General features: G+C 38.3%; 28 protein-coding genes and 1 pseudogene. 2 read left to right on the top strand and 27 right to left on the bottom strand.

Annotated elements, in window-relative coordinates:
* Window positions 1-16 precede the first annotated feature (16 nt).
* The 8 genes and pseudogenes from nuoK to nuoA form a co-directional block, all read right to left on the bottom strand.
* Window positions 17-331, bottom strand: coding sequence for an NADH-quinone oxidoreductase subunit NuoK (gene nuoK, locus DN410_RS09705; RefSeq protein WP_149176315.1), 315 nt, complete (start codon window positions 329-331; stop codon window positions 17-19).
* Entirely contained in the window at window positions 324-851 is a 528-nt protein-coding gene (locus DN410_RS09700; RefSeq protein WP_071711214.1) for an NADH-quinone oxidoreductase subunit J, read from the bottom strand. The genes nuoK and DN410_RS09700 overlap by 8 nt, the downstream gene beginning before the upstream one ends.
* Window positions 848-1267 (bottom strand): NADH-quinone oxidoreductase subunit NuoI, encoded by a 420-nt coding sequence (gene nuoI, locus DN410_RS09695; protein WP_000677191.1) that lies wholly within the window; start codon window positions 1265-1267, stop codon window positions 848-850. The genes DN410_RS09700 and nuoI overlap by 4 nt, the downstream gene beginning before the upstream one ends.
* 25 nt (window positions 1268-1292) lie before the next feature.
* A complete protein-coding gene (nuoH, locus tag DN410_RS09690) occupies window positions 1293-2294 on the bottom strand; it encodes an NADH-quinone oxidoreductase subunit NuoH (protein ID WP_000573430.1) in 1002 nt (333 codons plus the stop codon).
* A complete protein-coding gene (gene nuoD / locus DN410_RS09685) occupies window positions 2294-3394 on the bottom strand; it encodes an NADH-quinone oxidoreductase subunit NuoD (RefSeq protein WP_149176314.1) in 1101 nt (366 codons plus the stop codon). The genes nuoH and nuoD overlap by 1 nt, the downstream gene beginning before the upstream one ends.
* 3 nt (window positions 3395-3397) lie before the next feature.
* Window positions 3398-4511: pseudogene (locus DN410_RS09680) on the bottom strand (NADH-quinone oxidoreductase subunit C).
* Window positions 4508-5026, bottom strand: a complete 519-nt coding sequence (nuoB, locus tag DN410_RS09675; protein WP_000236331.1) for an NADH-quinone oxidoreductase subunit NuoB — start codon at window positions 5024-5026, stop codon at window positions 4508-4510. Before nuoB ends, DN410_RS09680 begins: the two are co-directional and overlap by 4 nt.
* A complete protein-coding gene (nuoA, locus tag DN410_RS09670) occupies window positions 5017-5385 on the bottom strand; it encodes an NADH-quinone oxidoreductase subunit NuoA (protein ID WP_000179277.1) in 369 nt (122 codons plus the stop codon). Before nuoA ends, nuoB begins: the two co-directional genes overlap by 10 nt.
* A gap of 288 nt (window positions 5386-5673) precedes the next feature.
* On the opposite strand from nuoA, the gene DN410_RS09665 reads away from it, so the two are divergent.
* Window positions 5674-8403 carry a putative bifunctional diguanylate cyclase/phosphodiesterase gene (locus DN410_RS09665; RefSeq protein WP_149176313.1) on the top strand — a complete coding sequence of 910 codons (2730 nt, stop codon included), beginning with the start codon at window positions 5674-5676 and terminating at the stop codon, window positions 8401-8403.
* 87 nt (window positions 8404-8490) lie between these two features.
* Here DN410_RS09665 and DN410_RS09660 read toward each other — a convergent pair whose 3' ends face one another.
* The 19 genes from DN410_RS09660 to DN410_RS09570 form a co-directional block, all read right to left on the bottom strand.
* Window positions 8491-9135 carry a DUF975 family protein gene (locus tag DN410_RS09660; protein WP_149176312.1) on the bottom strand — a complete coding sequence of 215 codons (645 nt, stop codon included), beginning with the start codon at window positions 9133-9135 and terminating at the stop codon, window positions 8491-8493.
* A 44-nt stretch (window positions 9136-9179) separates the two neighbouring features.
* Window positions 9180-9965 (bottom strand): DUF975 family protein, encoded by a 786-nt coding sequence (locus tag DN410_RS09655; protein WP_149176311.1) that lies wholly within the window; start codon window positions 9963-9965, stop codon window positions 9180-9182.
* Window positions 9966-10154: 189 nt separating this feature from the next.
* On the bottom strand, window positions 10155-10556 hold the full coding sequence (gene atpC, locus DN410_RS09650) for a F0F1 ATP synthase subunit epsilon (protein WP_000847215.1): 402 nt from the start codon (window positions 10554-10556) through the stop codon (window positions 10155-10157).
* Window positions 10557-10576: 20 nt separating this feature from the next.
* Entirely contained in the window at window positions 10577-11983 is a 1407-nt protein-coding gene (gene atpD, locus DN410_RS09645) for a F0F1 ATP synthase subunit beta (protein WP_001032594.1), read from the bottom strand.
* A 119-nt stretch (window positions 11984-12102) separates the two neighbouring features.
* Window positions 12103-12963 carry a F0F1 ATP synthase subunit gamma gene (gene atpG / locus DN410_RS09640; protein ID WP_000157703.1) on the bottom strand — a complete coding sequence of 287 codons (861 nt, stop codon included), beginning with the start codon at window positions 12961-12963 and terminating at the stop codon, window positions 12103-12105.
* Window positions 12964-13177: 214 nt separating this feature from the next.
* Entirely contained in the window at window positions 13178-14686 is a 1509-nt protein-coding gene (gene atpA, locus DN410_RS09635; RefSeq protein ID WP_000027521.1) for a F0F1 ATP synthase subunit alpha, read from the bottom strand.
* Window positions 14687-14697: 11 nt separating this feature from the next.
* Window positions 14698-15240, bottom strand: a complete 543-nt coding sequence (gene atpH / locus DN410_RS09630) for a F0F1 ATP synthase subunit delta (RefSeq protein ID WP_000064676.1) — start codon at window positions 15238-15240, stop codon at window positions 14698-14700.
* Window positions 15237-15743, bottom strand: coding sequence for a F0F1 ATP synthase subunit B (gene atpF / locus DN410_RS09625; protein WP_001142618.1), 507 nt, complete (start codon window positions 15741-15743; stop codon window positions 15237-15239). Before atpF ends, atpH begins: the two co-directional genes overlap by 4 nt.
* A gap of 128 nt (window positions 15744-15871) precedes the next feature.
* Window positions 15872-16090, bottom strand: a complete 219-nt coding sequence (gene atpE / locus DN410_RS09620) for a F0F1 ATP synthase subunit C (protein WP_000052064.1) — start codon at window positions 16088-16090, stop codon at window positions 15872-15874.
* 56 nt (window positions 16091-16146) lie between these two features.
* Window positions 16147-16866 (bottom strand): F0F1 ATP synthase subunit A, encoded by a 720-nt coding sequence (atpB, locus tag DN410_RS09615; protein ID WP_149176310.1) that lies wholly within the window; start codon window positions 16864-16866, stop codon window positions 16147-16149.
* A gap of 7 nt (window positions 16867-16873) precedes the next feature.
* Complete coding sequence (locus DN410_RS09610; RefSeq protein ID WP_000567600.1) at window positions 16874-17266, bottom strand: ATP synthase subunit I; 393 nt, start codon at window positions 17264-17266, stop codon at window positions 16874-16876.
* Entirely contained in the window at window positions 17266-17490 is a 225-nt protein-coding gene (locus DN410_RS09605; protein ID WP_001171223.1) for an AtpZ/AtpI family protein, read from the bottom strand. Before DN410_RS09605 ends, DN410_RS09610 begins: the two co-directional genes overlap by 1 nt.
* 26 nt (window positions 17491-17516) lie before the next feature.
* Window positions 17517-17630 carry a DUF4024 domain-containing protein gene (locus DN410_RS09600; protein ID WP_033712414.1) on the bottom strand — a complete coding sequence of 38 codons (114 nt, stop codon included), beginning with the start codon at window positions 17628-17630 and terminating at the stop codon, window positions 17517-17519.
* 378 nt (window positions 17631-18008) lie between these two features.
* The gene (gene upp, locus DN410_RS09595) at window positions 18009-18638 is read right to left on the bottom strand and encodes a uracil phosphoribosyltransferase (RefSeq protein WP_000517536.1); all 630 of its coding nucleotides are present in this window, start codon (window positions 18636-18638) and stop codon (window positions 18009-18011) included.
* A gap of 270 nt (window positions 18639-18908) precedes the next feature.
* The gene (gene glyA / locus DN410_RS09590) at window positions 18909-20150 is read right to left on the bottom strand and encodes a serine hydroxymethyltransferase (protein WP_149176309.1); all 1242 of its coding nucleotides are present in this window, start codon (window positions 20148-20150) and stop codon (window positions 18909-18911) included.
* Between the two features lie 215 nt (window positions 20151-20365).
* On the bottom strand, window positions 20366-20956 hold the full coding sequence (locus tag DN410_RS09585) for a TIGR01440 family protein (protein ID WP_149176308.1): 591 nt from the start codon (window positions 20954-20956) through the stop codon (window positions 20366-20368).
* Between the two features lie 48 nt (window positions 20957-21004).
* Window positions 21005-21448, bottom strand: a complete 444-nt coding sequence (gene rpiB, locus DN410_RS09580; RefSeq protein ID WP_149176307.1) for a ribose 5-phosphate isomerase B — start codon at window positions 21446-21448, stop codon at window positions 21005-21007.
* A 96-nt stretch (window positions 21449-21544) separates the two neighbouring features.
* Window positions 21545-21985, bottom strand: a complete 441-nt coding sequence (locus DN410_RS09575; RefSeq protein WP_149176306.1) for a low molecular weight protein arginine phosphatase — start codon at window positions 21983-21985, stop codon at window positions 21545-21547.
* Between the two features lie 392 nt (window positions 21986-22377).
* A complete protein-coding gene (locus tag DN410_RS09570; protein WP_100063355.1) occupies window positions 22378-22875 on the bottom strand; it encodes a PTS sugar transporter subunit IIA in 498 nt (165 codons plus the stop codon).
* 387 nt (window positions 22876-23262) lie between these two features.
* Between DN410_RS09570 and DN410_RS09565 the strand changes: the two genes are divergently transcribed.
* Window positions 23263-23649 (top strand): DoxX family protein, encoded by a 387-nt coding sequence (locus tag DN410_RS09565; protein ID WP_000968618.1) that lies wholly within the window; start codon window positions 23263-23265, stop codon window positions 23647-23649.
* The last annotated feature ends 75 nt before the right edge of the window (window positions 23650-23724 follow it).

The raw sequence follows: 23724 nt of genomic DNA, 5'->3' as shown, positions 1-23724 counted from the left end.
CTTTTCGGTCACAATGCTATCCTTTGAGCGTATCCATTTCATCTACATGAACTGTCGTACGATTACGGTACAAGGCAATTAAAATAGCGAGTCCTACCGCCGCCTCCGCTGCCGCAACAGCCATCGTAAACAACGCGAAAATTTGCCCTGTTAAATTCGGAAACAAACCTAATTTACTAAACGCCACTAAGTTTAAATTGGCAGCGCCCAGCATTAACTCGATACAAATTAATACGATTACGGTATTTCGCTTCGTTAAAGCTCCAAATAGGCCGATGCAAAACAAAATAATCGCAAGTGTTAAATACGCAGAAGCTGGAACACTACTCATTGGAATCCTCCTCTTTCTCATCCTTCTTCGCAAGTATAATTGCGCCAACAAGTGCTACAAGTAAAATAACCGAGGTTAACTCAAATGGAATAATATATTTTGAATAGAGAAGTGTACCGATTTGAAGTGTGTTGTTTTCATGGAGAGGTAAACTTCCTTGTGTGGTGCTTTGATTTGAAAAATCGATACTATTAACAGCGAAATACATAACCGCTCCAAATGCTACAACCGCAAAGAAGATAATCCATTTTCGAAGAGTGAGACGCGATTCATTTTCCGCATTATGTTTCGTTAACATAATGCCAAAAATCATAATGATTGTGATCGCACCAGAGTAAAGTAAAATTTGTGCAACGCCGATAAATTCGGCTGATAAAAGGAAGTACAAACCTGCAATGCTGAGAAATGTAAGAACGAGAGCTAGCATCATATGCATTACTTTCGTTAAGTTCAACATAAGAACTCCGCCGATAATTGCAGACAAGGATAGTATAAAGAATGCTACAAACTCGCCATTCATGCTTTATTCTCCTTCCTGACGTTTTCGTCGTTTTCGTCAAGCCACTGCAAATTTTTAAATAAATCATCACGCGAATACTCCGCGAGCTCAAAATTATTTGTCATGACAATTGCCTCTGTCGGACAAACTTCTGTACACAAATCGCAAAGAATACAAATTTCAAAATTAATATCGTACGTATCAATAATTTTTCCTTTCTTCGTAGGATCAGGATGTTTTTTTCCCGTTAATTGAATACAATCTGTCGGACAAATGTTAGAGCATTGATTACAAACAATACATTTTTCCGGATAAAATTTTTGAATCCCCCGAAAACGGTCGGGCAATGGCAACGGCTGATTTGGATAATCGTACGTTACCTTCTTCTTACTCAAATTACTTAATGTATATTTTAATCCTTTAAATAGTCCTTTCATCTCTTGCTGGCACCCCCCTCATAGATTAGAAGAATAACTCCTTAATCAATGCCGTTAAGAAAATATTTGCAAGTGCAATTGGTAATAACACTTTCCAGCCAAACTCCATTAACTGGTCACCTCTTATGCGCGGAAACGTGACGCGGAACCAAATTAATAAGAAGACGACACTGCTAAATTTCAAAGCAAACCATACAGCTCCTGGAATAAATCCAAGAAACATAACTGGATTCCATCCGCCTAAAAAGAGCACTGTAATTAAAGATGCCATTCCGAAGAAATAGACATACTCTGAAAGCATGAAAAATGCCCAGCGAAACCCTGAGTATTCTGTATGATATCCAGAAACAAGTTCCGACTCCGCTTCTGGTAAATCAAACGGTGTCCTATTTAACTCTGCTACCGCTGCGATTAAGAAAACGACGAAACCGATTGGCTGTACGAAAATGTACCAAACATTCTCCTGCGCTGCTACGATTTCATTTAAATTTAGGCTACCTGCTAACAACACTATTCCTATTACACTCATTACAAGCGGAATTTCATAAGAAATCATTTGCGCCGCCGCACGCATCCCTCCTAAAAGGGAATATTTATTATTGGATGCCCATCCTCCAGTTACGACGCCAATCGTCGTAATGCCAGAAACAGCAATATAATAAAGCAGCCCGACTCCAATATCTGCAAACTGAAATTTATCAGTAAACGGGATAACCGCGAGCACCATAAATGCTGGTGCGAATGCAATGACAGGCGCTAATATAAATAACGGTTTATCTGCTGCTTTCGGAATACTATCTTCTTTCAATAATAGTTTCAAAACATCAGCTACGGTTTGCAGTAGACCGAACCGGCCCCCAACTTGGTTTGGTCCAATCCTCCCTTGCATAAATCCCATCACTTTTCGCTCTGCCAAAATGCCGTATGTAACGAAGCCAAGGACTGCAAATAATAGGAGCACCGCTAATCCGAAAAAAATGAAAAAATTCGTCCAGCTTGAAGGTGATTGTAAGAGCGTCTCAATCATTAGCCATCAACCTCCCCAAGTACAATATCAACTCCACCTAAAATCGTAATTAAATTGGCGATATTTTCACCTTTCAATAACTTTGGTAAAATTTGCAAATTATAAAAAGAAGGTCTGCGGAATTTCAAGCGGTACGGCTCTTTCTTTCCATCACTAGCAATATAGCAACCAATCTCTCCGCGCGGTGACTCTATACGGACGAACGCTTCCCCTTTAGGAGCCTTAATAATTTTAGGTACTTTAGCAAGTACCGCTCCATCTTTCGGGAACTGCTGGACTGCTTGCTCAACAATTTTTAACGACTCCTCAATCTCCTGCATTCGGCAAACGTAGCGATCCCAAGCATCCCCCACGCTCCCAACAGGAATATCGAAATCGAAGCGATCGTAAATGGAATACGGCTCATCTTTGCGAAGATCCCAGTTTACCCCGGTGCACCGCAAATTCGCTCCGCTTAAAGAATACGCAATCGCTTCTTCCGCGCTATAAATACCAACGCCCTTCACACGGTTCAAGAAAATTTCATTACCGCTAACGAGATCATGGTAACCTGCCAATTGCTCTCTCATATACGGAATAAACTCTTCCACCTTTTCAATCCAGCCGTCCGGCGCATCCCACTTCACACCGCCAACTCTCATATAGTTAAAAGTAAGCCGTGCACCGCATAATTCATTTAATAAATTGATAATCATCTCTCGTTCACGAAACGCATACAAAAACGGACTAACCGCCCCTATATCAAGAAGATTCGTCCCCCACCAAACGAGATGACTTGCAATCCTTCCAAGCTCCATCGCAAGTACTCGCAAGTATTCGGCTCGCTCTGGGATTTCAAGCCCCATCATCGTCTCTACAGCATGGCAAATGACGTAATTATTCGTCATAGCTGATAAGTAGTCCATTCGATCTGTATAAGGAATAATTTGCGTATACTGTAAGCTCTCAGCAATTTTTTCAGTCCCGCGATGCAAATATCCAATAACCGGCGTAGCTTCTTTAATAATTTCCCCGTCAATCTTAATAACAAGCCTGAACACACCATGTGTACTCGGATGCTGAGGCCCTACATTCAACAGCATTTCTTCCGTACGAATCATAAGCTACACCTCCACATCATACGGTTCATAATCTTTCCTAAGCGGGTGTCCTACCCAATCATCAGGCATTAATATGCGTGATAAATTCGGATGCCCCTTAAATACAATGCCGAGCAAATCATACGCTTCTCGCTCCGGCCAATCTGCCCCTTTCCAAAGCGTTGTCACCGATTCTACTTGCGGCGCCTCCCGATCCAGCTTTACTTTCACCGCTACTGACTGTTTCTTTCCATATGAAAATAAATGAACATACACTTCCATATGTGTCACAAAATCCGTAGCATGCAACTCGGACATGTAATCAAAAGCAAGTCCCTCATGGAATCGCAATGACTCCATCACTTCATAATATTTCGCGGAATCCACCACAAGAGTTGGTACATCTTTTGAAAGTTTATTAATGTAGGAATCTACTAATGCACTCTCTCCTACTTTCTCCTTAATAACCTCAACATACTGATTTAAATACGGCTGATTCATAGACGGTTCTTCCTGCTTCGGCTCATCTTCTTTCTTACCTTCAGCGCCCTTTACCTTCGCCCTTGCCGCTGCTGCCGCTTTTGCCTTTGCTGCTGCAATCGCCTTTGCCTTTTCATCTCCCGAATCTCCAGCACCTTGCGAGGATTTCGCCTTCGCTAGTGCCGCCGCTTTCGCTTTTGCTGCTGCCACGGCCTTTGCCTTTGCTTTGGCCTTTTCCTCTTCCGTTACCTCTTCGCTTCCTTCTCTCTTCTGCTTCGCTAACGCTGCTGCTTTTGCTTTCGCGGCGGCGGCTGCCTTCGCCTTCGCTTTTGCCTTTTCTTCTTCCGTTACCTCTTCGCTTCCTTCTCTCTTCTGCTTCGCTTACGCTTCTGCTTTTGCCTTTCCGTTGCCTTTTCGCTTCCTTCTGCTTCGCTAACGCCGCTGCTTTTGCTTTCGCGGTGGCTGCTGCACGTCGTTTTGCTTCTTCTACAGTTAGTTCGTCATTTTTTGGTAGCGCTTTCTCTTTTTCCTGATTTTCTTCCTCAATTTTACTTATTTCTGCCGCATGTTTCGCAACAAGACGTTTTCTCGCCTCTTCCTTCGCCCGCCTAGCCGCTTCTTTTTTTAAATCCTCTAACTCTTTATTTGGATCACTCATTTATTCGTCACCTGCTTTCCTGTCTTTGCCTCGTAACGAATTTTTTCTTTCAACTTATTAATTCCATAAATTAAAGCTGCAGGATTTGGTGGGCATCCAGGAATATACACATCAACTGGGACAATTTGATCTACACCTTTCACAACAGCATACGAATTTACATATGGACCACCAGCTGTCGCACAAGATCCCATCGCAATAACCCATTTCGGTTCAGGCATTTGATCGTATAAGCGCCTAACAATAGGAGCCATCTTCTTCGTTACTGTTCCCGACACAATCATGACATCCGATTGCCTTGGTGAAGTCCGAAAAAATGACCCAAATCGATCTAAATCATAATGTGATGAGCCTACTCCCATCATTTCAATGGCACAGCATGCCAGTCCAAACGTCATCGGCCATAAAGAATTGCTCCGTGCCCATCCTTTCAACTGTTCCAATGTAGAAAAAAAGATATTTCGTTCTAATTCCGCTCGTTCATTTGGATGTAATTCCTCAAAATTTATAACCATTGTAACACCTTCTTTTTCCAAGCATACGCTAATCCAACTAGCAACATTACAACAAAGATAAGCATTTCAATTAATGCAAATAAACCTAGCTTGTCATATGCCACAGCCCATGGATATAAAAATAAAGTTTCTACATCAAAGATGACAAACAATAGGGCAAAAATATAATAACGAGCATGAAACCGAATATTCGCATCATGAAAAGGCTCAATTCCACTCTCATACGTCGTCGCTTTCGCTGCACTCGGCTTGTTTGGGCGCAACATTCTTCCTAATGTAAGAGCCACTACCGGCAGCAATATGCCTACTAGCAAGAAAATCAAAACGATCATATAACTATTTTCATATACACTCGCCATTGTGAAACCCTCCCCCCTAAATTAAGAACAAGTTCACATAGTAAACAATATGTCCTAGTTGCAGTAATTATTATTTTTAAATTTTTCTAAATAATGCAACTATTTTAATCATTATAGCAAACTTCAAATTCCTATGTCGATATGTTGGGGACAGAAACGAGAATTATTAAAATCTATTTTTATAAATCACTTTACCTGTGTAAAATAAACATAGAAATTATATATGTCTTTTAGCAATCGTAAAAAATAAAAAGGAAAGTTTATATGTATATAACGTAGGTGATATAAATGAAAAAACAAACACATGTAAGTATTCTTATTAGCATTTTACTGTTATTTATCATAATTCATTACGCCGTAATGCCTTTTCTATATGAATACTCATTTCCTTTTCAAATATTAATTGGCATGAGTACCCTATTAATTGATATTATCGCTTGTAGCTATATACTCTATTTTTCAAATATGAAAAAAGGATTACCTCGCTTATTTTGGATGATATTATCAGTTGGAACCCTTTCTTATTTCATCGGTGATATAGTCGTTGCCTATCAACGTTTAATTTTAAAGGACTTCTATACGTTCGTTGATCCATCCGATTTTTTTTACTTACTCTTTTTAACTAGCTTTGCGCTTGCCTTTCTATACGAAATCATTTACAACCGAGATTTATTAGAAAAGCTTTTTATGATATGTGATATTTGTATTATTGTTACAGCCCAATTTACTTTAAGTTATTACTTGCTCATCGAACGAACCATTCACGTTTTTACAACATCCTATATCGACATAGTTGTTCAACTTACCTATCCAATGGTTGATTTACTCTTTCTTTTAATAGGAATCAATCTTTTATTTAGACCATTATCCTTATTACCAAAACGGGTTGGTGCACTTCTTGGCAGTGCTTTAATTTTATATGCTACTACGGATGCTATTTATGCTTATATAAAATACTTCACACCAGACTACTCTATGTTTACAGTTACTCCGCTCTATCAAGTTGTCTTAGTGATAGTAGCAATCGCCTGTATTCTCCATACAAACGAGCCTGAAAAACAAGAACAAGTACTATTAACACCTAAATTTGGTGAATCCATTCGATTATCCTTACCTTATGTTTCAGTAGTAATGCTTATTGTTTTTATATTGGTCGAAAATGTTTTTGCACCTATTGTAGTAATCGGTCTTATGATAACTTTCGCTTTCGTTCTCACACGTCATAGTTTGGTTCGAAAACAAAATAAAATATTATTACTAGCCCAAATGCAATTTAATTTAGAACTCGAGAAACAAATTGAACTACGTACAGAAGATTTAGTTAAACAAAAAAATGAATTATATCATAACCAACAAATGTTTAAATCTTTATACGAGCATCATCCAGATCCAATCTTCACATTAGATTTGTACGGTAATTTTCTCAAAGTGAATAACGCTGGTACTACGTTACTCGGTTATCAAACGAATGAATTATTAAATCAACCCTATTACTCACTCATATACGAAGAAGATTTGGAAGAAATTATCAATGCCTTTCATCATGTGAAAAAAGGAAGTTCTATTTCTTTAGAAATACGGGCATATCACAAAAACAGAGATATTTACTACTTGCATGTTACGGCCGTTCCCATCTTTTTAAAGGAGCATATTTCTGGAGTTTATTTAATGATTAAAGATATTACGGAAAATAAACAACAACAAGAACAAATTAATTTCCTTGCATATCACGATACTTTAACAGAGCTTGCAAATCGCCGTTCATTTCATCAATATTTAGAAAAAGCGATTGCACGAGCAAAACTAACAAAAAGGCCTTTTGCGGTTATGTTTCTTGACCTAGACCGCTTTAAAGTAATTAATGATACCCTCGGACACCGGATAGGAGATCTCCTTTTAATTGCAGTAGCAAGAAGACTTGAACAAATATCGACACCAAATATGAAACTTGCTCGACTAGCTGGGGATGAGTTCACAATCCTCATCGAAAATTATAAAAAAAAGCCGGATGTACAAAAAATAGCTGATATGATTGTAGCAGCCATGAACGAACCATTTGAAATTGAAAATCAACATTTACAAATCTCACCGAGTATCGGAATCGCGATATACCCTGAAGCAGGTGAAGATCCTTTGTCCATTTTACAGCATGCTGACATGGCCATGTATGAAGCAAAAAACAGAGGGAAAAACGGTAGCTCTCTTTACACGAAAGAACTATATAAAAAAATAGAACGAAAAGCTCGAATTGAAAAAGATTTGCCACTCGCTTTAGTAAATAAAGAGTTCTATCTCGTGTATCAACCACAAATTGATATTACGACGAAAAAAATCATCGGTGCGGAAGCATTAATACGCTGGAAACACCCACTACTAGGCGACATCCCGCCATGTGAGTTTATTCCTATTGTAGAAGAGACTCCTCAAGTCATCCCGCTTGGACATTGGGTGCTGAAAGAATCATGTTGCCAATTAAGAATGTGGCAAACGCTCGGCTATACAGATTTAAAAATGAGTGTAAATTTATCAGCGAAAGAATTTCAGCAGAATCAATTAATCGAAAATATTTCCCAAATACTACAAGAAGTCAAAGTTAATCCTAAATCTGTAACACTCGAGCTAACTGAGAGAATCGCGATGATCAATGAGCAGGAAACATTATTAAGACTAAAGCAATTAAAAGAATACGGCATTCACACATCTATTGATGACTTCGGTACCGGCTACTCTTCTCTTGCATATTTGTCAATTTTCCCTATCGATACATTAAAAATCCCAAGAGAATTTACACAACTAGCCGATCATCGTCCTGAAGAAAGAGCCATCGTTTCAACCATTCTTTCTCTTGCAAACACTTTAAACCTTTCAGTCGTTGCCGAAGGAATTGAAACAGAAAAACAGCTGAAATTTTTACAAAAAAACAACTGTAAATATATGCAAGGTTACTATTTCAGTAAACCTCTAACAAGTAAGCAATTTATAAGGTTTCTACAAAAAACACCCAGTATGAACAAATAGTTCACACTGGGTGTTTTTACCCTACTAGTTGCGAGCAGTAAATAGCGGGTATGGCTAAAGGCTACTTACAGTTTCACTTTATATTGCTCAAATTTTTTTCTCATAATATTCTTCTGCAATCTCTTCGTAAAAAGCTGCAGCTGTTGTATAGAAATATGGAATTAACCATAGGAATCCAATCCCGAGTGTAATACAACTTAATATAAACCAGCCAATAAAACTTAAACATAAAAGGAAATACTCCATTTTATGTCCATCCATCATACGACGGCTTTCTGTAATAGCTTGGTTTAATGAATACTCAGGATGATCGTTTATAATAAAATATGTCATCGCATAAGAAAACGATTTAATAATGCCCGGAATAATGAAAAGTAACGTCCATAAAAAAAGATAAAGATTCACTAATAAATATACTAAAAATGATTTTAGAAATCTTTTCCCACCCGTAAACCAAACAAATATATTACCGATGCTAGCTTGTTTTTCACGAATGATATTTAAAGCAAGGTAATATCCACCTAAAGTTAACGGCCCACTAACAAAGAATGTAAGAATATTTATTATTAGTGACCCTTCTGTTTCTTGCCAATCCAAAACGGAAGAAAATCCCCAATCAATACTAAAACTAAAAGCCGTGATAAGAATGGAAACAAGTAATGTTGCCCCAACCGCTAAGCCCCATTTTCCTTCAAGCGAGTCTAGCGCTTCTCCTTTTAAATCACTAATCATAACTTTCCTCCTATACGTAATAATTCTATTAGTATAGCATGTTCCTACTGCAATTCACCTTTTGAAATGTAGCGATAAAAATGTGCTGTCGTTGTACTCATATACGGACTAACCCAAAGAAAACCTATTCCGAGTGTAAGAATTGCTAAAAGTGCCCAACCTATAAAACTCAGCCATAAAAGGAATAAATCTAACTTATGTCCCTTCATAAGATGCTTACTTTCTTTCATTGCCTGTGACACACTATATTCTGGATTTTCAATCATCACATAGTACGTTAGCGCATAAGAAAAGTACATTACAATCATACCAACAATTGAAATAGCTAATAGTACGAAGAAAGCAATTGTAAACGACAGATTTCCTTCTTCACCTAAAAATGCGAATAAGCCTATTAACAACATCGGAATCCATGTACCTGTATATAATAAAATTGCAAGCATTGCCCACATTGTTTTGATCATTCTTTTAAAACCACGAAATCCTTCAAACAAGTAGTCTACTCTAGCATCTTCTCGTTTACTAATTTGTAGAAATACATTCGTGTAACCGTATGAGGTAATACCATAAGATGCATTACTCAAAATAATCATTATGCAATAGAAAATCCCAAATGTAATACCTGCTCCAATTGACATCGTTTCCTCTTCAACTGACCCAGCTAAGCTAACAACTAAGAAAAATATAATAATTCCTGGAATTAAAAGTATAAGCATTGCAGCCATTGAAACAACATAGCTTAAAATAAAATATAAAATCGTCGATCCAACACCTAGTCCCCATTTTCCCTTTAAAGAGTGCAATGCTTCTCGTTTCATTTCACCGATCATGTATTCATCCCCTTTATAAATTGTTGTACATTCTCTACTTATACAAGCATCAATACAATTATACCATTTTTGTAAAATTATTCATAAAGCGAAAATTTAATCAGCCCTCACCAACCGGGCGTTTACTGCCCGCAAATAGCGGGATAAATTACATAAAAAATCCGTAAAGGCAAAGCCTTTACGGATTTTTTATTTCATATCGGAAACGTTTAAACGGTTCACAGCACGCTGCAAGGCCATTTCTGCACGTCTAAAGTCAACGTGAGCTTGTTTATCTTGCATACGTTGCTCAGCACGACGTTTCGCTTCATTTGCACGATGGATATCGATATGGTTTGCTTCTTCAGCAGATGATGATAATACAGTTACTTTATCTGGACGAACTTCGATAAAGCCACCACTTACTGCTACATAATCAGTGTGTCCACCGTTTTTCAGACGAACTGCACTAATTTTTAATGGTGCAACAGTTGGAATGTGACCTGGTAAGATCCCCATTTCCCCACTCTCTGCTTTTACACTTACCATTTCTACTTCTTTTTCGTAAACCGGTCCATCAGGAGTTACAATACTGACTGGAAATGTCTTCATACTTCGTCCCTCCTAAGGCCTTACGCCATCATTTTCTTCGCGTTCTCAATAACTTCTTCAATGCCACCAACTAAGCGGAATGCATCTTCTGGAAGGTCATCATATTTTCCTTCAAGAATTTCTTTGAAGCCACTAACTGTATTTTTTACAGGTACGTAAGAACCTTTTTGACCTGTAAACTGCTCAGCTACGTGGAAGTTTTGAGATAAGAAGAATTGAATACGACGAGCACGGTGTACAACTAACTTATCTTCTTCAGATAACTCATCCATACCTAAGATAGCGATGATATCTTGAAGCTCTTTGTAACGTTGTAAAGTTTGCTGCACTTGACGTGCTACTTCATAATGCTCTTCTCCTACGATTTCTGGAGAAAGTGCACGAGATGTAGATGCTAATGGATCTACGGCTGGGTAAATACCCATTTGAGTTAAACGACGCTCTAAGTTTGTTGTTGCATCTAAGTGAGCGAACGTTGTAGCTGGTGCTGGGTCAGTATAGTCATCGGCTGGTACATATACCGCTTGGATAGACGTGATAGACCCTTTATTTGTAGATGTAATACGCTCTTGTAATTGACCCATTTCTGTTGCAAGTGTTGGTTGGTAACCTACCGCAGATGGCATACGACCAAGAAGGGCAGATACTTCAGAACCTGCTTGCGTGAAACGGAAGATGTTATCGATGAACAATAGTACGTCTTGTCCTTGCTCATCACGGAAATGTTCAGCCATTGTTAAACCTGTTAATGCAACACGTTGACGTGCTCCAGGTGGCTCGTTCATTTGTCCGAATACCATCGCAGTTTTCTTGATTACGCCAGAATCGCTCATTTCGTGGTATAAGTCATTACCCTCACGAGTACGCTCACCTACACCAGCGAATACAGAGATACCACCGTGCTCTTGTGCGATGTTATTGATTAACTCCTGAATTAATACTGTTTTACCTACACCGGCACCACCGAATAGACCGATTTTACCACCCTTAATGTAAGGAGCAAGTAAGTCTACTACTTTAATACCAGTTTCAAGAATTTCTACTTTAGTAGATAATTCTTCAAATGCAGGTGCTTGACGGTGAATTGGATCACGACGTACATCCGCAGGAACATCACCATCTAAGTCAATTGCATCACCTAATACGTTGAATACACGACCAAGTGTTGCATCACCAACTGGTACAGAGATTGCTTTACCAGTATCTTCTACTTCTGTGCCACGAACAAGTCCATCTGTGGAAGACATCGCAACTGTACGAACTGTATCATCACCTAAATGAAGTGCAACTTCAAATGTTAAGTTCATGCTTCCGTTTTCGTTGCTTTGTTTTACCGTAAGGGCGTTGTAGATTTCTGGTAGCTTTCCGCCATCAAACTTAACGTCTACAACCGGACCCATGATTTGCGTAACGCGCCCTTTATTCATCGGGTTCCCTCCTAGCTTTCTTTTAATTAGCCAACTTGCTACGAGCAGTTAGCTTTTAATTTTTTATTGGTTTATAGCTTACGCGACTCTTTTGAAAGAGCCGCCTACGCTTTTTATGACTATTCTAACGCTGCTGCTCCACCAACGATTTCCGTAATTTCTTGCGTAATCGCTGCCTGACGCGCACGGTTGAATGAAAGTGTAAGTGAATCGATAACTTCCATTGCGTTGTCTGTAGCACTCTTCATTGCTGTCATACGCGCTGCGTGTTCACTTGCTTTACCGTCTAGTAATGCACCGTACACTAAGCTTTCTGCGTATTGTGGCAATAGTACTTTTAAAATTTCTTCTTCAGAAGGTTCGAATTCATAAGCTGTCGTCGGTTTGTCAGACGCCACATCAGTAAGCGGTAAAATTTTATTTTCCGTTACCTCTTGTGAAATTTTACTTACGTAATGGTTGTAGTAAATGTACAGCTCATCATAAGCACCATCTGCGAACATCGCAATTGCTCGAGAAGCAAGATCTTTAATGTCAGTAAATGATGGGTGGTCAGATAATCCAACTACTTCATCAATGATGTTAAAGCCGCGACGTTTTAAATAATCACGTCCTAGTCGTCCAAGCACAATAATAGAATATTGGTTTGAATCCATATTATGACGTTCACGAATTACGTTACTAACTGTACGTAATACGTTACTGTTATAACCACCTGCTAGTCCGCGATCCGATGTAATAACGATGTATCCTGTACGCTTTACAGGACGCGCGTTTAGCATTGGATGATTAATCCCTTTGCTTCCTTGCGCAATGCTCGCTACTACTTCTTGAATCTTTTCCATATACGGAACGAAAGATTTAGCATTTTGCTCTGCACGGTTTAACTTAGATGCAGATACCATCTCCATCGCTTTCGTAATTTGACTCGTTTTCTTTGTCGAGGTAATCTTCGCTTTTATATCGCGTAAAGATGCCACAGGTTTTCACCACCTTTTTTCCGGAAGTTGGCACGATTAGTAAGAATCCTCTTCCTAATCTACGTTGCAAGATATTCTTGCTCATGATTGAAGGAAAAGAATAGGTGCACCTACTCTTTTCCTTTACATGACCTTTAGCAATCTCAGAGCCCGAGATGCCGTTATATATTATCTAGCTTCGGCGGTTTGTACGAGCCGCTTCGGCTTTTATTTATTACTCAGAAGCTACGAATACTTTTTTAAATCCATTGATTGCTGCTGCAAATTTGTCGTCATCCGCAAGCTTCTTAGTTGTGCGGATTTCTTCTAATAAGTCAGTCGCATTAGAATCTAACCAAGCATGGAATTCTTCTTCGAAACGAGTGATATCTACTACTGGGATATCATCTAGGAATCCACGTGTTAAAGCGTAAAGAATGATAACTTGTTTCTCTACACGTAACGGTTTGTGTAATCCTTGTTTTAATACTTCAACAGTACGAGCACCACGGTTTAATTTCGCTTGTGTTGCTTTATCAAGGTCAGAACCGAACTGAGCGAACGCTTCTAACTCACGGTAAGATGCAAGGTCAAGACGAAGTGTACCTGATACTTTACTCATTGCTTTAATCTGAGCAGATCCACCTACACGAGATACAGAAGTACCCGCATCGATCGCTGGACGTACGCCAGAGAAGAATAGGTCAGATTGTAAGAAGATTTGTCCATCCGTAATTGAGATTACGTTTGTTGGGATGTAAGCTGATACGTCCCCTGCTTGTGTTTCGATGAAAGGTAATGCAGTTAAAGAACCGCCGCCTCTTGCATCACTTAATTTTGCTGCACGCTCTAATAAGCGAGAATGTAAGTAGAATACATCCCCTGGATAAGCTTCACGACCTGGAGGACGACGTAATAGTAATGACAGCTCACGGTAAGCTGCTGCTTGTTTTGATAAGTCATCATATACTACTAATACGTGTTTACCATTGTACATGAACTCTTCACCCATTGTTACACCAGCATAAGGAGCTAAGTATAATAATGGAGCTGGTTGAGAAGCAGATGCAGTTACAACGATTGTGTACTCTAATGCACCATGCTTACGTAGTGTTTCTACTACGTTACGTACAGTTGATTCTTTTTGTCCGATAGCTACATAGATACAAATCATATCTTCATCTTTTTGGTTAATGATTGTATCAAGTGCAACTGCTGTTTTACCTGTTTGACGGTCACCAATGATTAACTCACGTTGACCACGGCCAATTGGTACAAGAGCATCGATCGCTTTAATACCTGTTTGAAGTGGCTCATGAACAGATTTACGATCCATTACACCTGGTGCTGGGCTTTCGATTGGACGAGTGTTTGTTGTATTGATTGGGCCTAAACCATCGACTGGTTGACCTAATGGGTTTACAACACGACCGATTAGTTCTTTTCCTACTGGTACTTGCATGATGCGACCAGTACGACGAACTTCGTCACCTTCACGGATTTCTGTGTAAGGTCCTAAAATGATAATACCTACGTTGTTTTCCTCTAAGTTTTGTGCTAGTCCCATAACGCCGTTAGAGAACTCTACAAGTTCACCAGCCATAACGTTATCAAGACCATGAGCACGCGCGATACCGTCACCAACTTGGATAACTGTACCAACATCACTAACTTCGATTTCAGACTGGTAGTTCTCGATTTGTTGCTTTATCAGTGCGCTAATTTCTTCAGCTCTGATGCTCATGTGCTTCACCCCTATCTATTCTTCATTAATTCACGCTGAATACGTGCTAATTTTCCTTGTAAACTTCCGTCATAAATGCGATTTCCAATGCGTACTTTAATGCCGCCTAGTAAATCTTCATCTACAACATTTTTCACGCGAATAGCATCTTTTCCCGTTCTCTTTGCAAATGCTTCTGCAATGTTAAGCTTCTCTTCCTCTGATAGAAGACGAGTAGAATATACAGTTGCATCCGCTACATTACGTTCCTCATTAGCAAGAACAACATATTCATCTGCAATTTCAGGTAAGATATCGATACGCTTGTTATCAATTAAAATATATAACGTATTTAAAATAGATTCAGAAACAGATCCGAATACGTTTGCAAGAAACGTTTTCTTCTGCTCTTTTGAAATGTTCGGTTGCGTTAAAAAGCTATGTAGTTCTCCGTTCTTTACAAAAACGTTTTGTACAAGGCGTAATTCCTCTTCAAACATTTCTAATACGTGTTTTTCTTTTGCAATTTTAAAAAGAGCGACAGCATAACGTTTTGCTACAATCCCATTGCTCATCGCGCTTCTCCTACTTCTTTAATATAATCGCGAATTAACTTCACTTGATCTTCTTCTTTTAATTCTTTTTCAATTACTTTAGAAGCAATTTGAACAGATAAAGAAGCGACTTGTTCTTGTAAAGCAGCAATCGCTTGCTCTTTTTCGCGTTGAATTTCTTGTACAGCAGATGCTTTAATTGATTCTGCTTCTTCTTTCGCAGCAGCAACAATAACATCTTTTTGATCTACAGCTTGTTTTTTCGCTCTTTCGATTAACTCTTGTGCTTCAACACGTGATTGTTTTAACATTTCACGTTGTTCTTCTACTAACTTCTTCGCTTCAGCGTTACTTCTTTCTGCAGCGTCGATTTCATTAGTAACATGCTCTTCACGTTCTTTCATAATTCCCATTAAAGGACCCCACGCAAATTTGCGTAGCATTACTAATAGAAGTAAGAAAATGAACAATGTATAAGCAATCGTTCCAAATGGAATGGCAGCCCCTAATAATAAAGTTGGCACAAGGATTCACTCCCTTCAAAATATCTAAATTGATCATATGAAAAAAAAAGACATACGTTTCGTTCATAAAGCAATGGCGAAGAAAGTTCAAAAAACACTCTTCGCCATCTATGTAAGGGGAGTCTCCCTTATTTGTTCATTACGATGAAAGCAATAACTACACCGATGATTGGAAGTGCCTCAACTAAAGCAACCCCGATGAACATAATTGTTTGAAGTGCGCCTTTTAATTCTGGTTGACGAGCAACACCTTCGATTGTACGTGATACGATAAGACCGTTACCAATACCTGCACCTAATGCTGATAAACCAATTGCAATTGCAGCTGCGATTACACCTAAACTCATTTAATTTGTCCTCCTTTGTATTATAAAAAAATAAATTTTTTCTTACTTAAATTATATTAATGGTCATGACTTACTTTATGAGCCATATAAACCATCGTTAACATAACGAAAATAAATGCTTGGATTGATCCAACGAATACACTGAATCCCATCCATGCTAACATCGGTACAAGTGCACCTAATGCTCCAAGAACTGATGCCCCGCCTAACTTAGCAAGTAATCCTAATAAGATCTCACCTGCATAAATGTTACCGAATAAACGAAGACCTAACGTTAATGTGTTAGCAAACTCCTCAATAACCTTTAATGGGAATAAGAATTTCATAGGTTGGAAATAACCTTTAACGTATTCTTTCGTACCCTTCATCTTAATTCCATAATAATGGGTGAGGGTAACTACCATCACGGCTAATGTTAATGTAACTGCTGGATCAGACGTTGGTGATCTCCACCATGCAATATGTTCGCCAGCTTCAGTTGCTGAATACATGAATGGTAAACCAAGGAAGTTCGATACGATGATAAACATGATAAGCGTAACGCCAAGCGTTAAGAAACGTCCACCTGTTTTCCAGTCCATCGTACTATTGATAATCCCTTTCACGAAGTCAAACACCCATTCCATGAAGTTTTGCATTCCTGTTGGGCGAAGAGCTAAGCTGCGAGTTCCGATAACAGCGATTAAGAAAACAATAACTGCTGCTACAGTAACCATCATAACTGATGACAAATCGAACGTTAAACCTAGAAATTTAACTAATTTACCGTGTTCCACTAGTAATTCACCTCTCTTCCCTGCTCTTATACTCTAAATAAAGAAAATCTATGATCATGACAAGGTATCCTGTCAGCAATCCTACACCTAAGCCCCACATCGCAATTAACTCTTGATATTTGGCTGCAAATAAAATTAATAACCCAATCGTGGCGAACCTTGAATATGTACTTACCGCTGTTGCCTTAAACTTCACGTTTTCTCCATTTGTTACGCGATCTAACAGCTTGTCTGTTCTACGTGCAATGATGCGCAAACTAAGAAAACTGAAAATCGTTCCGATAATCAGCCCAAGAAATACATCCTTGTAAGAGGTAAAGCCCCATCCTAGCACTAGAAGCGCAAGCAAGTAGTACATATATTTCTTTTGTCTTTGGACAAGTCCATGTACGTCTATCATCATTGCTCTCCCGAATAGTAATGTCGAATGAGTCGAATCATTGCGTATACCCCTGTTCCTAATCCGAGTAATAACCCTATAATAAGAAACAACGGAAACGTTCCAACCTTATTATCAATCCATTGCCCCCCAAAGATTCCAACAAGAATAGAACCGACTAACTGAGCAAGAATTCCTGACATTAAAGCATACGCTTTTATATGGCTGCGATCGTTTTTTTGCAAGGATTCATCCCTCCAATATGTAACCCTCATTCACGATGTGTTAATAATAACTCATTTTTCTGCATAAATTCTATACAAAATAAAAAGTTTACATTTTCGTCACGGAATAGATGTATTTTTGTCACTGAAAGCCCTACCATCTATCCCCGTTGTTAGCATACAATAGGGTATTAACAGTGTCAACGAGAAATCGTAAAAAATCAAAAAATTTGAGTATTAGTCATTTCCTCCCAAAAATGAAAACGTTCCCCTTCTAAATACTGGTTAGAGATATGCAATTTCTAACAGTTTTCTCTTTATAATAGAAGAAAATGTTCACAAGTTTGTCACTATTATATTTTTAAAATATAACGCTTTCCTTCCATAATATAGTGTTCCCTAGACGTAAGACTTCTATATTATATGCGATGTATATACTACTTATGTTGTATATACCATGTATATTTATCCTCCCCTCCCCCGCTTGCTTCGAACAAAAAAAAGACGAGCTGGGGAACCTCCCCTTCTCGTCAGTTGTCTTACTTCGTTCCGAATAAACGGTCACCAGCATCACCAAGACCTGGCACTACATATCCGTGATCATTTAATTTCTCATCTAATGCTGCAACATAAATATCCACATCAGGATGCTCTTCTTGTACTACTTTCACTCCTTCTGGAGCAGCTACGATACACATTAATTTAATTTGTTTCGCACCGCGCTTTTTCAGAGAGTTAATTGCTTCAGCTGCAGAACCACCTGTTGCTAGCATCGGATCTAGTACGATGAAGTCACGCTCTTCTACATCCGTTGGAAGTTTCACATAGTATTCTACCGGTTGCAATGTTTCAGGGTCACGATATAAACCAACGTGTCCTACTTTTGCTGCTGGAATTAATTTCAGAATTCCATCAACCATTCCTAAACCTGCACGTAAAATCGGAATTAAACCAAGTTTTTTACCAGCGATCACTTTTGTTGTCGCTTTGCTTACAGGTGTTTCAATTTCAATGTCTTTAAGTGGAAGATCGCGAGTAATTTCGAAAGCCATTAAACTTGCTACTTCATCCACTAATTCACGAAAATCTTTCGTACCTGTATTCTTATCGCGAATATATGTAATCTTATGTTGAATTAACGGGTGATCAAATACATACAGTTTTCCCATGTGAATCTCTCCTTTAGATGATATTCATGCGTTCACACGCTTTTTTACACTATTTACGATTGTAAAGAAAACGCTACTAATATTCAAGGGCAAATTTGGTAAAATCATGATTTTACATGAATCTATCTAGTATCTTTACCAATTCTGGGAGCTGTATCCTTCATTATATCGCCAAAATTTATTCATCATTTGTATACATACTTTAAAAACAATATATGTCCAAAAAAAGACTGCCAAAACAATTGCGTCTCAGCAGTCTTTTTCAATCTATTATAGATTTGGATACATTGGGAATTTGCTCGTTAACGCTTCTACACGCTTACGTGCTTCTTCTAATGCAGCTTCATTTTCATGATTTTTTAATGTGTAAGCAATAAGTGACGCAATTTCATCCATTTCTTCTAAACCGAAACCACGAGATGTAACAGCTGCTGTACCGATACGTACACCACTTGTTACAAATGGGCTTGCTGTTTCAAATGGAATTGTATTTTTGTTCACCGTAATACCAACTTCATCTAATACGTGCTCTGCTACTTTACCTGTAATTTCTAAGTTACGAACATCAATCAAGATTAAGTGATTATCTGTTCCACCAGATACAAGTGTAAGTCCTTCTTTTTGAAGACCTTCAGCTAAACGGTGTGAATTGTTAATAATGTTTTGTGCATATGTTTTAAAATCATCTTGAAGCGCCTCACCGAATGCAACAGCTTTCGCAGCAATTACGTGCATAAGTGGACCACCTTGAATACCAGGGAAGATTGATTTATCAATTTGTTTTGCAAATTGCTCTTCACATAAAATCATACCACCACGTGGGCCACGTAAAGTTTTATGTGTTGTCGTTGTAACGAAATGTGCATGCGGCACTGGATTTGGATGTAAACCAGCTGCTACTAAACCAGCGATATGAGCCATATCAACCATTAAGTATGCGCCAACTTCATCTGCAATCTCACGGAATCGTTTGAAATCGATAACACGAGGATATGCACTTGCACCTGCAACGATTAATTTTGGTTTATGTTCTTTCGCTTTTGCTAATACATCATCGTAATTAATACGGTGAGAGTCAGCATCCACGCCATATTCTACGAAATTATATTGTACTCCACTGAAGTTAACAGGGCTTCCGTGTGTTAAGTGACCACCATGAGATAAATTCATACCAAGTACTGTATCGCCTTGCTCTAAAATTGTGAAGTATACTGCCATGTTCGCTTGTGCACCAGAATGCGGTTGAACATTTACGTGCTCTGCGCCGAAAATTTCTTTTACGCGATCACGTGCGATATCTTCTACTACGTCTACGTGTTCACAGCCACCATAGTAACGTTTTCCAGGATATCCTTCAGCATACTTATTCGTTAAAACAGAACCTTGCGCCTCCATTACCGCTTCACTTACGAAGTTTTCTGAAGCAATTAACTCAATCTTTGAACGCTGTCTACCTAGTTCTGCCTCAATTGCAGCAAATACCTTTTCGTCTTGACGTTTTAAATGATCCACCAAAATCCCCCTTTTCTGAACGAATTACATCGATTCCCAATAGTTTTTTCTTTTTTATTCAGAAAAAACGAAAATTCAGGTTGTAATTCTTTCGAACATTCATGTTTTCAACTACATTCTAACATGACTTTCTATATCATAAAAGAAAAAAAAGACCGAAAATCGGTCTTTTCTTTCTTCTATTATAAAGTCAGACAACATACTTTTTATCGTATTTAACGGCAAGTGATAGTTTCTTCCTTCGCCGCGTAGACAGCACGTGCTCCACCAATTAGCTTTCCACGTGTTTTCGCCATCGTTACATGCGCACTTCCAATTTCCTTTACACTTGTACGAACCGGAACAGCTACATGCTTTAAATGCATACCGATAAATGTATCGCCAATATCCATTCCGGCATCTGCTTTAATAAATTCAACTACTACCGGATCTTTCAAATTGTGATACGCGTATGTCCCCAATGCACCACCTGCTGATCTAACAGGCGTAACTGTTACAATTTCAAATTGATATTTAATCGCCACATCTCTCTCAACTACTAAAGCACGATTTAAATGCTCACAACATTGAAAAGCCAATTCGATACCTGTTTGTTCTTGAAATTGTTTTAACTCAGAAAAAATCGCTTCTGCCACTTCCATCGTTCCTGATGTTCCAATTCTTTCTCCTAGCACTTCGCTCGTGCTACACCCCACTACAAAAATTTGACCACTTTGTAATGAAGCTTGCTCTTGGAAATCAGAAAGCGACATTTGTAGCTGTTCTCTTACCTTTACGATTTCTGTCATTACGCCTCTTCCTTTCACAGGTTGGTTCACCAAATTATATTTCATACTGCTTCTAGTTAGAATCTATTACTTTGCTTCGTATGTTTTAATTTTTCCTACGCGGTTTTCGTGACGGCCACCTTCAAATTCAGTTGTTAACCAAATTTTTGCGATGTCACGCGCTAGACCAGCACCAATTACACGCTCGCCCATTGCTAACATGTTTGTATCATTATGTTCTCTTGTTGCTCTCGCGCTGAAAGTATCATGAACTAACGCACAACGAATACCATTTACTTTGTTTGCAGCAATTGACATACCGATGCCTGTCCCACAAACTAAAATACCACGGTCTACTTCGCCATTTGCTACCATTTCCGCTGCTGGAAACGCAAAATCAGGGTAATCAACAGAACCAGCTTCACATTCACAACCTAAATCAATATATTCAATATTTAACTCTTCTAATAAATTTACAAGTTCTTTACGGATATTCATACCGCCGTGATCAGATGCTATTACTACTTTCATTTTTACCCCTCCAAAGTTTCAATCAACTATCTTCATTTCTCACTCGCGCCTATAATGGAACGAAGTGATCTCCAATATCGTATTATACACGAAACATCAACCTTCTGAATGTTTTTTCAGTAAAGTTTGTACAAGTTTTTCCATCTCTTCTAACGTTTCTTTATAAATAGCAAGTGATCCGCCAAATGGATCTGAAATATCCTTACTTATCCCCTCAGTTACTCCATATAATGTATCTACTTTCTTTTCAACGCTCGGATAATGTCCAAGTACAATTTGCCTATGGTTTTCCGTCATCGTTACTACAATATCTGCCCAATCAATCAAAGTTTCGTTTATCTGCTGTGCGGCATGATCGATTGCAATTCCCTTTTCAGCTAAAGCTTCCTTTGCATGTACCGACGCATCGCTTCCAGGATAGGCGAAAACACCAGCAGATTGCACTTCAAACTTACCTTCTCCATGATGGCGAAGTAATGCCTCAGCCATCGGGCTACGGCATGTATTTCCAGTGCAAACAAATAATACTCGTTTCATCTAAACCCACCCCTTTTCTCTATTTCCTACCTTTTACCCCGCATTAACGGGCAGTAAGACTCCCACCTCAAAATTTGGCGAATGTGAGGGAATTAGCTAGAGACTAACTGCCCGTAAAAGCCCGATTGGTTCAACTATTAATTAGTGGGATAACCCCCTCCACTAATTAAAGTTTCACTTTATCATAGCGTACATTAGAATAGAACAAAAGAAATGTGAATAAACGAAAGGCGCATTTCTCTTATATTTTTTCTAAGAAAAATGCGCCTTATCCACATATATGTGAAACCCTATTTCCAAGTGCCCAAAGTATTTTACCATACATAAGGAACAGACTACCAAACAAAATAAGGAATCCATTTCATACGAAACGGATTCCTTTCATGTGATAATTATTTCATTGTAACTTTCATTACTTCTGTTGAACCTTTTGTAGCAGTTACACCTACAGTTGTCTTAATAGACTCCGCTGCATCTGTGTTTGTAATAACGATTGGAGTAATTGTGCTTTTCGCTTTTTCACGAATTAATTCTAAGTCGAATGAGATTAATTTATCTCCAGCTTTTACAGCTTGTCCTTCAGAAACGTGAGCTTCGAAACCTTCACCTTCCATTTTTACAGTTTCTAATCCAACGTGGATTAAAATTTCTGTACCGTTTTTCGCTTTAATTCCGATCGCATGTTTCGTATGGAATAATTGTACGATTTCACCATCAACTGGAGATACAACTACACCTTCAGTAGGTTCGATTGCAACACCGTCACCCATCATACGACCAGCGAATACTGGATCTGGTACTTCTTCAATATTTTTCACTGCTCCAGTTAATGGAGCTACGATTGTTTCTTCATTTGTTTTTGAACCAAGACCGAATAATTTTTTAAACATAGGATAGTCCTCCTTATAATTTACCTAAAAGTTTATAGGGCAATCTCTATTAAAGATCAGAATAAACGTAAGACCTCATACTTCGAATATTATACTGTAAAAACGCTTTCGAAATAAATTACGTCATTACTACTAGACTCTTATTGTAGCGTCTCACAAAATTCCAGTCAATTCTGATTGTCTGAATAACAATAAGAAGTTAACTTCTACTTATATTTTCTCTTTTTTTACCCAACTTGTCTAGAGGTCTTTACTACATTTTATTTTTTGTTGTTAATTTGTAAAATTTTTTTCAAACTTTTTTCAAAATCCGCTTGACTAAAGTAAGTAACTATTTTATTATTACTTACGTAAGATAAGTTAATAACTTTTAGGAGGTTTTCAAAAATGATGGATTTCGGTCTTCTTATTATTCGTCTTATTATAGGTATTACATTCATGGGTCATGGTGCTCAAAAATTATTCGGTTGGTTCGGCGGTTACGGTTTAAAAGGAACAGGTGGCTGGATGGAATCAATCGGTTTACGCCCTGGTGTATTCATGGCATTTATGGCTGGCGCAACTGAATTATTAGGTGGTTTCTTATTCGCATCAGGCATTTTCACTGCAATCGGTTCATTATTTATCGTTGGAACAATGTTAATGGCAATCTTCACTGTTCATGGAAAAAACGGTTACTGGGTAACTCAAAATGGATATGAATATAACTTAATGTTAATCGCTGTTGCTATCGGTGTAGCTTTAATCGGACCTGGCGCATACGTTTTACTGTAATTTTTATCTCAATTTCGAGACATTTACCAAAAAAGAGATTACTTCAGTGCAATTGAGGTAATCTCTTTTTTTACA

It is taken from the genome of Bacillus sp. SH5-2, from assembly GCF_008368905.1.
Taxonomy (GTDB): Bacteria; Bacillota; Bacilli; order Bacillales; family Bacillaceae_G; genus Bacillus_A; species Bacillus_A luti.
This window is presented reverse-complemented; position numbering and strand designations above follow the sequence as displayed.